Here is a 13,484-nt window from a genome sequence, read left to right on the forward strand (position 1 = left end):
ACTAGATTTTAAGTGATTTTTCAAGGGCTAATTTTACATTAAAATTTTCTGATGCTTTTGATATCCAATATGAAATTCCGGTATAATTTGCTTATAAAGGGGGTGCTACTAGATGGAGAATCACGAAAGATTGTCCGGAACTTCTTCCACTCATGCAAAGCCTATTATTGGAAAGGCGATACTTTGCATGGGGTGAAATATTTATTTTTATCGCTGAACAAGCTTTTCTAATAACTTGGCTTTGCACCTTATTTGAAAGAAAACTAAAATAAGGGAGCGGGCTAAAGTGAAATATATTAATGCTACCAAAGTGTTACCAGAGAAACTGATCGTGGAGATCCAAAAATATATCCAAGGGGAAACCCTTTATATTCCTAAGCAGGAAACAGAGCATCGAAAATGGGGAAGCTTAAGTGGCGGGAGACAAATGCTTGATCGTCGTAATGCCGCCATAAAAAATTCCTTTGCTGGTGGGAAGAGTATTGAGCAACTAGCGAATGAATATTACCTTTCAACCGAAACGATCAAGAAAATTGTCTATTCACATAAAAGGTAGAAAAAAGCACTGGTGAGAATTCATGTTCATCAGTGCTTTTTAGGTATAAAACGGTACTAAGTCGTTTTCTCCATTTTATAAGCTGACTATATTCTTTAAAATAATGATAAAAAGACGTCAGCGAATGAACAGGAGTGTTACGTGATGAACGAAAAGTTTATAAAAAATGAGCAATTGAACTTTATAAAAAAACAGATTGCATTGATAAAGGATATTTCCAAAAGAAATGTACCCAATAGTGTTTTGCTAGCTGAAATTGACTTAGCTAATGCTAAAATTATAGACAATATGCCACATGCAACAGAAGAACAACTTGAAATGCTGGATATATCCACCTTAAGAACTGACGTTGAATATGAGCAGTATATCCAACATCTATCGGGCTTTGTGATACCTTTTCCGGAAATCACTGAACAGCAATTGAAAAAGATGTTTCCCAAGAATAAGAAATTAAAGTTGCCCGATTTATCAACAATCGATCATAGCAAACTGACTTATTTGAGCTGGACCGATCTTGGATTAAATAAAAAATTTATTGTTTATGAGCTGGATGGGAAAATGGTTGGTATTGAATGTAAAGTTACTCCGACAAGTAAAGCTAATTATTGTTCGATTTGTCAATCTATAGGTGAGGTAACCTATTTTTCTACCAAAACAAAAGCCAAAAAATCTAAAAATCCCGATTATTATAAGTCCATCGGCAATCTGATTTGTACGGATAGTAATGAATGTAATAAAAAAATAACGAATGCTGAATATTTAACCACTGTATTAAGAGAAGCGTTAGCTAAGTGAACGCCTCACATCTGTTGAAGCGACTATACAGTAAAAGCAGGTACCAGAATGTACCTCCTCAGTTTGTAGACAAAGTAAAATTTGCTAGCCTTTCAGACTGATTGCTAACGCTTGCGTATCAAAGCTCGAAGCCTTGTGAGGAGCGGAGTTACCGGTGTTGGTAATGAGCACCGCAGCAAGGTGAGTAACGAAGAAAGCGAGCGTTTGTCAACAGTCTGAGCAGGTACAAGAATGTACCTGCTTTTATATTTAAACCTCTACCTCATTCATTTGCACCTTTCCGTTTTCCCATTTCACAAACATTTCTAAAAGAATAGACAATATTACGCCCATGATAAATCCATTAGAAACTAATGGTTGGATTAAGCTTGGTAATGTATTGAAAGTGTCAGCGTCCATATTCATTATGCAAACCCCAACTAAAACAGGAATAGCAAGGCGGTGAATCGTAATCGAGTTGAATGTTTGATTATGAATGCTTCTTAATGAAGTTCCGAACAATTGAAAATAAGCGACAAACAGAACGGCATTACCTACTGTAACGGGTAATGTAGCCAGCAAACCTCCTAAGAATGGAACACTCCCTAATAAAACCATTAATGCTCCGCCAATCAAATATGGGCGAAGTTGAAAGATTCGGGTGCTTTCTAAAAACCCAATCGAAGAGGCAAATGGGGCATAGGGAACTAAACCAAATAATGCTGATACAATTGAATATGCGCCATTAAGTAAATAGGATCGATCCAAACGACTTTGTGAAAACGTATCATTAAACATGGTTGAGGCCGTTGACACTGATGCAATTGTATTACTTAAATTGATAAAGCTTGCCAAAAATGTGATGGCGATAATCCCAATATTCAAATTTGGTGTGCCCAGTGGAAAAAGGTGTAACCCGAGGCCGGTTGTTTGTGAGATCGTGCTTTGCTCCGCTGGAAATAAAATCATATAAAAAATCCAGCCAACAACAATCCCGATCAATATAGCAAAATTACTAATAACGGCCTTGCCTTTGATTTTAATTAAACATACTAGTAAAACAACACCAAGTGAAAATAGACTGACTGGAATATCCAATTTTCCGTCAGGAGTAAATTTTAGCATTCCTTTGAAGAAAATGAGAATTAATTGAAAGGTTAATAAAAACAAGTAGACACTCATGACCATTGGTGTAAACACTTTTTGAATATAAGAAATAAGTTTTAATGAGCCTAAAATCAGGACAACAATACCGGCAAGCAGCAAACCACTTGCGATCCCGCCACCGATCGTTTGAAGACTTGTTCCAGTGGAAGAGGCAATCACACATAAATTAAGCATCAAGCCCCACATAATACCGGAGTGACCTTCCATTAGTGGATATCGGTGTCCGATCAATCCTTGTAATAAACAAGCAATACCTGTGAAAACAAGAGAGCTTCGAAGAATCATAGAGATTTCACTATAAGGCAGATCAAATGCTGTCCCGATCGAAATAGGTACAACAATCGTATTGGCAAAGATAAAAAACAACCATTGCAAGGATGCAAAGATTGTTGCAGATGGTGATAGGTTTTTCATTTCATACCCGTCCTTCTTTTCACCCTGGATTTTAAATTATTTCAACAAAACAATATTATTTTACCTCTAATGAGTGAAAAGGGAAAGGTTCTGTTATTGGAAGAAAGATAAAATCCCTTGGATGATTATGGTATAGTAAAAAGAGTACAAATGATACAAGATTTACATGTGAAATGGGAATACGATAAATTACCTACTGGAGGTTAAATATGCAAATTAACTACCATTTAACAGAAGAAGATTATTTACACTTTAATCTATTTCATATAAAAAATTCCAATACAGGTCGAAAAGCACTTATGATTCAAAGGGTTCTGAGTCCGGTTATGTTTGTCGTCATTGCTTTTCTGTTTTCCTATATTACAGAAACTCCCTTTTTATTCATGTTCATCCCAATGTTTATTCTGGCCATTCTTTGGCTCATTTTTTATCCAAAATACTTTTATAACACAATCATCAGACAATCCAAGAAAATGATAAAAGAAGGTAAAAATAATGGTCTTTTAGGTGAACATACGATGATGCTAACAGAAGAGGGCATATCAGATCTGAATCAAAAAGGCGAAACAAAAGTAAAGTGGTCAGGGATTGAAGTGTTTAAAGAGGATAATGATTACTTTTATTTATACAATAGCTCAGTTAGTTCCTATATTATACCAAAACAAGCACTATCTGATGAACAGGAGTTTAGAAAGTATGTTAAATCAAAGCTAGTAGAGGTGTCGGAATGAAAATAAAAGATAAAGAGTTTTCTAGACTTGATGTCAAATACATTATAAGATCTGCAGGAGAAAAAGATGCTAAAAGCCTGTCTGAGGTACGTGTGAAGATTGATGGAGAAACAGAAAATATGGACAGAGAAAAAGGCGAGGCATTTATAGATGAAGTTGGATTTATACAAATCATTGAAGAGGATACAGCATCTGAAAGAAATCTCTTTTTAATTGCAGAAATAAATGGAGAGATAGTCGGGTTCTCAAGATGTGAGGGAAATAAATTAAAAAGAACTTCACATAAAGTAGAATTTGGTGTCTGTGTATTAAAGGATTACTGGGGCTATGGTATCGGACAAAATCTATTAAAAGAATCAATTTTCTGGGCTGATTCCAACGGTATTAAAAAAATAAATTTAAGTGTTCTCGAAACCAATCAAAAGGCGATAAAACTGTATGAAAAATATGGGTTCACGGTGGAGGGGATTTTAAAAAATGACAAAATTCTCTCTGATGGGAACTATTATCATACAGTTTTAATGGGTAGATTTACTATGCCTGAAACAAATATTTAGAACCTAACTAAGGGATTTTTCGAAAATAATTTCAAAATAAGAAGCAGAACCATATCCAGCCGTAGCGGGAGCGAATATTTGAACAAACCTCCATCCATCTTCTGCGTGGCTGCGGATGATATCTTGATAATCTTCTTTCGGCTTTCTATTCCAGTTACTAAGATCAACTTTTACAAATTTATACTCGTACATAATGAAGACCTCCGATATATTAGTCTATATATTAATATACGGATGAGAACAATGGAAGTTTCAGCTAATCAGTAATGGAATAAGGTTTACTATTGATGTGATCAACATACAGTACTTTCCTGGTCTCTGGATTTAACGGTCAAGGCGCACGATCTCCGCATCGGGATTTGATTGATATAAAATTAAGTCTTTTATTATTTGGGCTCCGATCATGCTATAAACCGTCCCATTTCCTCCATACCCAAGACAGTAAAAAACCTTCTTGTTTTCCGGAAGCTGCCCTATAAACGGCAATCCATCAACTGACTCACCAAATGTGGCTCCCCATGAATAAGCAACATCAATTTGATATTCAGGAAAGTGCTCTTTTATTTTTTGAAGCAGTAATTCACCATATCTTTCTATTGTGTAGGTACTAGATGGAACTTCATTCTTGTTTTCATCTAGTCCCCCTGCAATAATTCTACCGTCCTTTGTTGTCCGCATATAAAAATAAGGGCGTTTTGTTTCCCATATTAAGCAGTTTTCCATCCAATTTGGAAAGGAAGCTAGGGGTGTTGTAGCAATCGCATATGTACGGTTTACTTTCCCGCCTAATTTTTTAGCAAACGGAATGGATTCATAGCCGGTAGAATAAATGACTTTTTTTGCAGCTATTTTTCCATTCTCTGATTGAAAATACATAAATTCCTCATCTGATCCGGCTTCCTCTAAGTCTGTCTGCTCATAGATTTCAACACCTTTTTGATGGGCATTTTTTAACATGCTGTGAATAAATTTTAATGGGTTTACTTCTGCATCACCTTTGGTTAATAAAGCAGCGGGTTTTTCAAAAGAGTAGACTTTTTTAATTTCATTTTTATCTAAAAAGTCAACGGCAAATTGATGCTTCTTGAGAGCATCAAATTCTTCTTGGAGCTTTGGGATATCTTCTTCAGAACTAGCATAATACAGGCTATCTCTGCGTACAAAATCAACAGGCTCAGCGAGTTCATTTGCTATTTTCTGTAGTTCGTCTACTGCTTTCAAACAAAGTTTATAAAAGCGAACTGCCTTTTCTTCCCCTAGTTTTTCAATGAATTCATGGAGCATTTTGTCATTTGCATATTGCAGTAAACCAGTGTTAGCAGCTGAACTTCCACTACCGACGGTTTCCTTTTCAACTAATACAGTCTTGATAGGAAGTTTTGATAAAGTATGGGAGCACAAAGCACCTGACATTCCTCCGCCCACAATCAAAACATCACAAGTAATCACGTCATTGAGTTTTGGATAATTTGATATGTTATGAAACGTCTCCGGCCAATATAATTTTCCATTATGTAATTCCATTTTCATGCCTCCTCGCAGATATAAATGACTAATACCCGATTTTACATAGAAAAGAACATTAATAATTTCCTTTTCCAACATGCAATATAAGTTAATAAATTTCATTAATTTGGGAAAGTTAAAAGAAAAATAGGGACAGGGGGCTTTTTGGGTGACTAGTTCAGCTCGAGTACCAATTACATCTTCAGAATTAGGAAACTTGTGGATGACATATCAAGAAAAAACAATGATTATGAGATTTCTGGAATACTTTCTTGAACACGCCGATAATGAGGAAACTAAGAATCTTTTACAACAACATTATGAACGTGCAGGCAAAAGTGTTGAGGTTGTCACATCCATTTTTCAAGAGGAAGGCGCAGTCATTCCAGATGGCTTTACTGATGAAGATGTGAATAAAGGTGTTCCAAAACTTTTTAATTTTATGTATGACCTCATGTATTTACATATGATGGCCAAGATAGAAACAAGTCTTTATGCCCTTTATTCAACGATGTCTTATCGTCAAGATATTAGACAATTTTATAAAAGATTAACCGTTGAAGCACAGGAAACATATGACCAAACAACACAGAGCCTTTTAGAAGCTGGAGTTCTTTCACGGCCTCCTTATGTTTCCATGCCAAAAGAAGTGAAGTATGTAAATGACAAAAAATATATGACAGGAATAAATTGGTTTACTAATGAAAGATCGTTAAATACAATAGAAATTTCCCTTATTCATCATGCGATAGAGACAAACCTAACTGGAATGCAATTAATGATTGGATTTGCTCAAGTAGCAAATAATCAACAGGTAAGAGATCATTTTATAAAAGGTATGGAGCTTTCCAAGAAAATTGAAACATCACTAGGCGAATTCTTGCGCCAAGATTTTATTGAACCTCCTGCAACTTATGCTGGAAAAGCTACTGATTCAACTGTTGCCCCATTTTCAGATAAAATCATGCTGTATATTACCAGCCTGTTAACCACATTCGGACTCGGAAGTAATGCATTGGGCGGAGCTTTTAGTTTACGTACGGATTTACCTTCGAAAATGATCCTCCTTTCGAAAGATATTCTGGATTTTGCAAAGCAAGGTGGAAAAATTATGTTGAAAAACGGTTGGATGGAAGAACCTCCAATGATAGAAAATCGAAATGATTTGACAAAGAGATAAGAGGAAATTGGAAATTAGTTAATGATGTTCATTAAAAAGTTCGTGACAAGGTTGCGCTATCCAAGGAAAGGGATTAGCGCTATTTTACATTAAATGAGTTAAAAGCAATAAAGTTATTTTCTATTATGTTTTCAGTGAAACTTGTTGAGGAGGAAGTTCGTATATGTAATAAACACAATAGGGGAGGAAGGACTGTGTCAACTTCTTGGAAACGGCCCAAAATTCACATAAAGAAAACAAAAAGTGAATGGACTTGGGATGTTATTGGATATGTTTTGTATGTAGGGTCACTAATCTTTTTAATGGTTGTTTGGAACATGCTTCCTGATGAAGTTCCCGCACATTATAATGCTATTGGTGAAGTTGATCGTTGGGGATCAAAAGGGGAACTTTTGATTTTACCTATTATCGGGGCATTTTTGCTAGTCTTCCTGCAGTTAATTGAAAAATATCCAGAAGTGCATAATTATCCTGCTCGATTAAATGAATTGAACGCAGAAAAGTTTTATTTACTTAGTCGAAAACTAGTAAATCAACTGAAAAATATTTGCTTAATCCTTTTTGCTCTTATAATATATGAATCAGTGTCTATAGCTTTAGGCTGGGGAAGTGGCTTTAGCAAATGGTTTTTGCCTTTAATTCTTTTAGGTACGGGAATTCCAATTATAATAGGTGTTATGAAACAAAGAAAAATTAAATAAAAAGGCTGTTTTTACAAATTATAATCTTACAAGAAAAGTTATAAAAATATGAAGATAGGAGGCACTCACAATGACAAAACAATTAATCGTGAAAGATGAAATTTTGATTGACGCAACACCTTCAAAAGTTTGGGAAATTCTTACGAAACCAAAATATGTTGCACAATGGGATGAGCTACCAGAAGATTATCCTGATGATGATATGACTGAAGGAAGCAGGGTCGTTTGGGAGCTGCCTGATGGAGGGAAATCCATTACAACCATCATTAAAGCAGAGGTAGGGAAGGAGCTCATTATTTCGTTATTTGTTTCAAAATGGGAAATCCAACCGAACGAAGGTGATGTGGCTTACCGGTATCAATTAGAAGAAATGGGAAACCAGACCCTGCTCAAAATTGAGATTGGTGACTTTTCCCTACTTAGTAATGGACAAATGTATTATGATGCTTCAATGGAATTTGCTCAAAACTCTAAGCACGTCATTAAAAAGTTAGCGGAAAATTGAAAAAGGCAGTGTGGAATTTATCGATAATCCTAGAGACAAATTAAAGACAGGTATGTTTGCTTTTATTGGTGCTGCAATAGGTGCAACCTTTGGAATATTAGCCTATGTAAATGATTGGTTGGGTTAGGAGCACATTAATAGATCGTCATTTTATTACGTAAGGACTTGGTTTTTCGCCAAGTCCTAATGCAACTATAATAACATTTATTTTTTATGATAACCTTTCTCTCCATATGGCTGAGTCTGTTCCAGCCATTTTTCCTCAAGAAGGGCTAAAGCCTCCTTTTCATTAAAATAAGGATCGTCTTTCTTTTTTAGTTTTTCTAAAATAGTAAATGTGAAGGCATCTTTCCCAAATTCATTCCATTCTTTTTGTAGTTGTTGGTTAGGAACGAATCCATTTGTTTCTAACATGAATTTCTTCCCATTTAAATTTTTTAAGTTTCTGGTGCTACCAATAAAGACTTTATTATTTTTTTCATTTTTAATTTGATAAACACCCGCTTCAATGGGTATTTCTTTATATTGATGTTTCAATTCTTTTTTACGGTCCATGATGTTTTCCTCCTTGTTCCCCTTATTTTCTTAGCCAATACTGACTTCCATCTGATTTACGGTCAATAAATCCGTATTCAATTAAATATCTTCTGATCAGAGCATAATCTTCATAAAAGCCTTTTAACGTCTGATTGAGCTCTTTTTCATTGTAGATATGTTCTGATTTTAGTGCTCCGGCAATTTCTCTAAGCACAACAAGTCTTTGTTTTTCTTTTGGTGGGAATTTACTCAAGGCCTTGCGTGTTCCTGCCGGAAAGTATTTGTTTATTATTTTTTCTTGTTCATCTTGAGTAATATTGTACCTGTCATCTACCATTGTGGCTGTTTTATGGACGGGTAGAAAAGCAGGAGCAAATTCATCCTTTTCTTTTAATAACTCCATCATTGCTAAATATGTCTTCGCTTGTCGTTCCTTTTCTTTTAAAGCAAATCGGTGCTGACGAATTGTTGAGGTGCTTCCAATGTTTAGTTCATTTTGAATGTCTTTGTCACTTTTCCCTTGATAAAAAAGCTGTAAAAGACGCTTTTGATGTTCGGTTAGACCTGTTAGTTTTTTATCCATTCCAATTAAATAATCAAAAACACTGTGATGAGTGCTTTCAATATGGACCCTCATAAATCTTTCTGCCTCGTAAAGTCTATCTTCATAAGGATAAACAATCCCTTTTTCGATTTTTTTCTCACATAACAAACAAGTATAAGAGTCTTTAGTTTCGATGTATCCCTGTTTCAGCTCTTCAAGGGTCGCTTCCCAAAATAGACTAGATGTTTCCATATTCATACACTCCTCAGTGTTTACGTATAAACAAAATGAATTTATGTTTGTATTTTATATAAACATAATATTAAAATGTTTATAATATGTCAAACGATATGATGGACGTTTTATACTTTTGTTTATGAATAAGAAGTATTTTTAACTGGCAGGTTGTATAAAAAGGGGAACTTGTTATAGTTATAAGCAGGTATATAAAATTGGATTTAATCTAAACAATAAGGGGCTGTATTATTTATGGTGATCATGATCATTATTATTTTAATCGTATTCTTATTTGATTTCACAAGGCTGAGAAGGCAAAACGATATTTTAATAGAACAAAATGAAAAAGTAATATCATTATTGGAGGAAATAAAAAATAAAGAATGAAAAAGACTGCGTATAAATTGTTATAAAGATCCTTTACTCGCATTGACTAATATTTAGGATCGCTATATAATTTAATTGTGAGGTGAAGATTGATGAAATCACGTGACCAGCAGCTGGAACAGTTCGTGGATTGTTTTCAAGCGATTGGCCGATCTATGAAGCGAAATCAGAGAAGTAATCATAAAACAACAGAGATGACGAAGACACAGTGGATCATTCTTCGCTTCCTTTGGAAACACGGTAGTTGTTCTATTGGCCAGCTTGCAGAGCAGTTGGAAGTTCGTTCAAGTTCCATGTCCCAAATGATTGATCGCCTGGAGTTAGCTGGTATGGTTTCTCGGGAACCGAACCAACAAGACGCTAGAACAAAGGTAGTGACCTTAACAGATACAGGAAAAGAAACGATTATGAAAATGAAAGATGCTCAAATAGAGTTGCTGGCAGGTCCGTTTAATCAGCTTACTTCAGAGGAACAAGAAATACTCGTGAACATCTTAAAGAAAATGACATACAATCTTAATCACAAGGAAAATAAATGATTTTCCAAATAGGAGGGCTTTTTCTTGAAAATACTTGAAACTATTCATTCCCGTCGTACGATCAAAAACTTTAAATCTGATTCTATTGAAAAAGAGCTATTAAACAAATGGCTTCAAGCTGGTACTATGGCACCCAATCATAAAATGACAGAACCTTGGGAAGTGCTAGTTATTGGAGAAGAAACAAGAGTTAAGTTGAATCATAAAGCAGACTTCTTTGGTGCACCTGTTGTTCTTGCCATATTATCTAAGCATGGTGCAACAGAAATTGAAACATATGAAAACTTGATCACTACAGCATGTTTTGTTCAAAATTTTAATTTAGCTGCATGGGAAGAAGGAGCGGGAACATTCTGGTCATCGGTTGGAAACGCTCAAAAAAACCGTGAAATACTAGGTGTTTCAGAAGAATATGATGTAGTTGGAGTACTCGGTGTCGGATATCCGGAGGAAATCAATGCTCCAAAAGACAGAAAACCAATTCAGGAGAAAATGAAATACTTACCATAAAAGGACGAGAGATGATCTCGTCCTTTTTAATCCTTATCCCTAATAATGGTATGGAAAGTACGAATAATACTGTTGCTGTGAATAGTTCCAATCTTGTTGATTTTGATATTGTGAAGATCTATGGGAACGATTTTGTTGCTTTTTACAATCTTTGGTAGGACCGATGAAAGTGGATGGTGTAACAGGTTTGATTGCCTCTTTCCATTTTGACTCATCCATACAGTATGTGTGAGCCATTATATTTGAAGGCGTTAATTTTAATAGATCTGAACCGAGAATAACTTCCGGAGTATCTGCATCAAAAATAGCAAGCAAGTGAGTGTTGTCGACCGTAGCTACTTCGTAATGCCACCATGCTTTTGGGACATTCGCTACTTGACCAGGTGTAATTGGGAAGTTCTCAATTTGTTTCGTATTTGGATTTAATATGGAGACAACCGCTGCACCGGAAATACAATAAACAAGTTCAGCCGCATTCTGATGATAGTGTGGTTCAACCACATTATTAGCACTAAGGAAAATATCAAGTAATGAAACATTTTTAAGTGTGTTTAATTGGTGGACACCTAAAATGTTAATGTAATTGTTTTTATCTTTTTTCATAAGTGGACTCTTATTTAAATCAAAGGTGAATTGTGCTGTTTGTGTATTTAAGGCCATACCATTCTTCCTCCTCATTTTTAATATTCTACCCAATTTATGTTAAAACTTGATAGTAGGTGAATGTGTGGAACGGGGGGACAGGTACCTCGTCCCAGCGAAGCACTGGGACATGGTACCTGTCCCCCCGTTTCTGTGCTATTATTAAACAGGAATAAGAAACCGTTCCTACCTACCATTTCATTGAGGGTGAATTTTTGTTACAATATTTTCTTTAGAAGAGTTGTTTGCCGGAAAAGAACTGGATATGTTTCTTGAAAAAGTATGAAGCAGGTGCTTTTTATGATAAATGTAGTTGGGATTACATATGACAATCTAATAGAAAAGAATCTCTCGATACATGACGCGGATTTAGATCAATATAAGTGGTTTTGGGTAGATTTTCATGAACCTAGTGATGATGAGATCAAGCATCTTGCTTACACATTCCGTTTCCATCCGCTTGCGATTGAAGATTGTATTCAAGTCCTTCAGCGTCCAAAGCTGGATTATTATGATGATCATAGCTTCTATGTCACCCATATAGTAAGAGAACATGACAATGAAATCTATAAAGAAGAAATTGACTTTTTTGTAGGTGAAAAATTTATTGTGACCTTTCATCGTATGCCGGCGAAAGAAGTAGCACAAGTCTGGGACAGATTATTGGAGCAAAAAAATACGGAGAAATGGGATAGCTTCTATGTGTTCTATCAAATTTTAGACAAGATTGTGGATAATTATTTTCCTCTTATTTATAAAATAGAAGACCGGCTGGACAAAATTGAAGACAATACACAAAACAAATCGATGACTGTGTTAATGAATGAGTTATTTGATACAAGACATATGCTGTTAAACTTAAGACACAGTGTGCATCCAATGCGTGATTTACTATACCGAATGTTAAATTCTCATCACTTACATGGGATAAAAGAAAGAAGAGAGTATTTTTCTGATATTTATGACCATCTTTTGAAGCTATCAGAAATGGTTATGTCAAATAGAGAAGTAACAGCCGACATACGGGACAGTTATCTCTCATTAAACTCACATCAAACAAATAATGTCATGAAGGTTCTTACAATTATTACCTCCATCTTTGCCCCGTTAACATTTATCGCAGGAATTTACGGTATGAATTTTGAGAATATGCCTGAGTTAACATGGAAATATGGCTACTTTTTATCATTGGGCTTAATGGTAGTGATAGGAATCTTAATGTTATTGTGGTTCAAAAGCAAAGGCTGGTTTAAGTAACTAGGAAAAGTATGAAAAAATTGTTAAAAGGATAAGGAGAAATTATGGAAAATTGGTTAATGTCAGTTATGGAGAATTACGGTTATGTAGGGATTATGCTACTTATTGCTTTAGAAAATATTTTTCCCCCCATTCCCTCAGAAGTAATTTTAACTTTTGGCGGTTTCATGACCACTACGACGAATCTATCAATAACGGGAGTTGTCATTGCCTCAACAATCGGTTCTGTCATAGGGGCTGGTGTACTATATTTTATCGGGTTGCAGCTTGATGTTGAAAGACTAGATAAAATCGTAGAAAAATGGGGCCATATTCTACGTTTGACTAAGAAAGATATCCACAAAGCTGATGCCTGGTTCGATAAGTATGGACCTTGGACGGTTTTCTTTTGTCGATTTGTCCCATTAATTCGCAGTCTGATTTCGATTCCAGCCGGGATGTCAAATATGAAGCTGGGGTTATTCTTTCTTTTAACAACACTTGGAACACTTATTTGGAATATTGTCTTAGTGTATCTGGGTGCATCGGTTGGTTCCTCGTGGGAAGCCATTGTTGAAAAAATGGATATATACTCTGATGTCGTGTATGTCATTTTGGCTTTACTTGCGATTGCTTTTGTTATTTTCTTTATGAAAACTAGAAAAAAGAAGTGATTCTGCCGGTAATAAAAAATTAGGAGTGACACTAAAAATGTCTGGAATATAGGACTTTTTGGTCACTCTTTTTTTGATGAGAAATTT

General features: G+C 35.3%; 18 protein-coding genes. 12 read left to right on the forward strand and 6 right to left on the reverse strand.

The window, feature by feature from the left end; genetic code table 11:
• The first annotated feature begins 286 nt into the window (after positions 1-286).
• Complete coding sequence (locus AC0L8O_RS01645; RefSeq protein ID WP_226529378.1) at positions 287-556, forward strand: CD3324 family protein; 270 nt, start codon at positions 287-289, stop codon at positions 554-556.
• Positions 557-700: 144 nt separating this feature from the next.
• Positions 701-1,351, forward strand: coding sequence for a FusB/FusC family EF-G-binding protein (locus tag AC0L8O_RS01650; protein ID WP_473446330.1), 651 nt, complete (start codon positions 701-703; stop codon positions 1,349-1,351).
• 249 nt (positions 1,352-1,600) lie between these two features.
• Here AC0L8O_RS01650 and AC0L8O_RS01655 read toward each other — a convergent pair whose 3' ends face one another.
• The gene (locus tag AC0L8O_RS01655) at positions 1,601-2,911 is read right to left on the reverse strand and encodes a uracil/xanthine transporter (RefSeq protein WP_473446331.1); all 1,311 of its coding nucleotides are present in this window, start codon (positions 2,909-2,911) and stop codon (positions 1,601-1,603) included.
• A gap of 209 nt (positions 2,912-3,120) precedes the next feature.
• Here AC0L8O_RS01655 and AC0L8O_RS01660 point away from each other — a divergent pair, with 209 nt between their 5' ends.
• Together AC0L8O_RS01660 and AC0L8O_RS01665 are read left to right on the forward strand one after the other, a co-directional pair.
• On the forward strand, positions 3,121-3,642 hold the full coding sequence (locus AC0L8O_RS01660) for a YcxB family protein (protein ID WP_473446332.1): 522 nt from the start codon (positions 3,121-3,123) through the stop codon (positions 3,640-3,642).
• Entirely contained in the window at positions 3,639-4,199 is a 561-nt protein-coding gene (locus AC0L8O_RS01665; RefSeq protein WP_473446333.1) for a GNAT family N-acetyltransferase, read from the forward strand. Before AC0L8O_RS01660 ends, AC0L8O_RS01665 begins: the two co-directional genes overlap by 4 nt.
• A gap of 3 nt (positions 4,200-4,202) precedes the next feature.
• Here AC0L8O_RS01665 and AC0L8O_RS01670 read toward each other — a convergent pair whose 3' ends face one another.
• Both AC0L8O_RS01670 and AC0L8O_RS01675 read right to left on the reverse strand, forming a co-directional pair.
• The gene (locus AC0L8O_RS01670; RefSeq protein ID WP_026559163.1) at positions 4,203-4,391 is read right to left on the reverse strand and encodes a DUF4177 domain-containing protein; all 189 of its coding nucleotides are present in this window, start codon (positions 4,389-4,391) and stop codon (positions 4,203-4,205) included.
• A gap of 132 nt (positions 4,392-4,523) precedes the next feature.
• Complete coding sequence (locus AC0L8O_RS01675) at positions 4,524-5,723, reverse strand: NAD(P)/FAD-dependent oxidoreductase (RefSeq protein WP_473446334.1); 1,200 nt, start codon at positions 5,721-5,723, stop codon at positions 4,524-4,526.
• A gap of 151 nt (positions 5,724-5,874) precedes the next feature.
• On the opposite strand from AC0L8O_RS01675, the gene AC0L8O_RS01680 reads away from it, so the two are divergent.
• From AC0L8O_RS01680 to AC0L8O_RS01690, 3 genes are all read left to right on the forward strand, one after another.
• Positions 5,875-6,885, forward strand: a complete 1,011-nt coding sequence (locus AC0L8O_RS01680) for a DUF3231 family protein (RefSeq protein WP_473446335.1) — start codon at positions 5,875-5,877, stop codon at positions 6,883-6,885.
• A gap of 194 nt (positions 6,886-7,079) precedes the next feature.
• Positions 7,080-7,586: a DUF1648 domain-containing protein gene (locus AC0L8O_RS01685; protein ID WP_473446336.1), complete on the forward strand. Its 507-nt coding sequence runs from the start codon at positions 7,080-7,082 to the stop codon at positions 7,584-7,586.
• A 70-nt stretch (positions 7,587-7,656) separates the two neighbouring features.
• Positions 7,657-8,091: an SRPBCC family protein gene (locus AC0L8O_RS01690; protein ID WP_473446337.1), complete on the forward strand. Its 435-nt coding sequence runs from the start codon at positions 7,657-7,659 to the stop codon at positions 8,089-8,091.
• A 204-nt stretch (positions 8,092-8,295) separates the two neighbouring features.
• On the opposite strand, the gene AC0L8O_RS01695 is transcribed toward AC0L8O_RS01690, so the two are convergent.
• Together AC0L8O_RS01695 and AC0L8O_RS01700 are read right to left on the reverse strand one after the other, a co-directional pair.
• Complete coding sequence (locus tag AC0L8O_RS01695) at positions 8,296-8,646, reverse strand: GIY-YIG nuclease family protein (protein ID WP_473446338.1); 351 nt, start codon at positions 8,644-8,646, stop codon at positions 8,296-8,298.
• A 22-nt stretch (positions 8,647-8,668) separates the two neighbouring features.
• Positions 8,669-9,424, reverse strand: coding sequence for a DUF2087 domain-containing protein (locus AC0L8O_RS01700; protein WP_026559157.1), 756 nt, complete (start codon positions 9,422-9,424; stop codon positions 8,669-8,671).
• A gap of 237 nt (positions 9,425-9,661) precedes the next feature.
• Here AC0L8O_RS01700 and AC0L8O_RS01705 point away from each other — a divergent pair, with 237 nt between their 5' ends.
• The 3 genes from AC0L8O_RS01705 to AC0L8O_RS01715 all read left to right on the forward strand — a co-directional run bounded on the left by AC0L8O_RS01705 (position 9,662) and on the right by AC0L8O_RS01715 (position 10,845).
• Complete coding sequence (locus tag AC0L8O_RS01705; RefSeq protein ID WP_264144055.1) at positions 9,662-9,796, forward strand: hypothetical protein; 135 nt, start codon at positions 9,662-9,664, stop codon at positions 9,794-9,796.
• Positions 9,797-9,888: 92 nt separating this feature from the next.
• Positions 9,889-10,335, forward strand: a complete 447-nt coding sequence (locus AC0L8O_RS01710) for a MarR family winged helix-turn-helix transcriptional regulator (protein ID WP_473446339.1) — start codon at positions 9,889-9,891, stop codon at positions 10,333-10,335.
• 24 nt (positions 10,336-10,359) lie between these two features.
• Positions 10,360-10,845: a nitroreductase family protein gene (locus AC0L8O_RS01715; protein ID WP_473446340.1), complete on the forward strand. Its 486-nt coding sequence runs from the start codon at positions 10,360-10,362 to the stop codon at positions 10,843-10,845.
• Between the two features lie 39 nt (positions 10,846-10,884).
• On the opposite strand, the gene AC0L8O_RS01720 is transcribed toward AC0L8O_RS01715, so the two are convergent.
• Positions 10,885-11,505, reverse strand: coding sequence for a cupin domain-containing protein (locus AC0L8O_RS01720; protein ID WP_473446341.1), 621 nt, complete (start codon positions 11,503-11,505; stop codon positions 10,885-10,887).
• Between the two features lie 282 nt (positions 11,506-11,787).
• On the opposite strand from AC0L8O_RS01720, the gene corA reads away from it, so the two are divergent.
• Positions 11,788-12,744 (forward strand): magnesium/cobalt transporter CorA, encoded by a 957-nt coding sequence (gene corA / locus AC0L8O_RS01725; protein WP_473446342.1) that lies wholly within the window; start codon positions 11,788-11,790, stop codon positions 12,742-12,744.
• Positions 12,745-12,788: 44 nt separating this feature from the next.
• Complete coding sequence (locus tag AC0L8O_RS01730) at positions 12,789-13,397, forward strand: DedA family protein (protein ID WP_473446343.1); 609 nt, start codon at positions 12,789-12,791, stop codon at positions 13,395-13,397.
• Positions 13,398-13,484 lie beyond the last annotated feature (87 nt).

Source organism: Metabacillus sp. KJ11-3 (assembly GCF_055808295.1).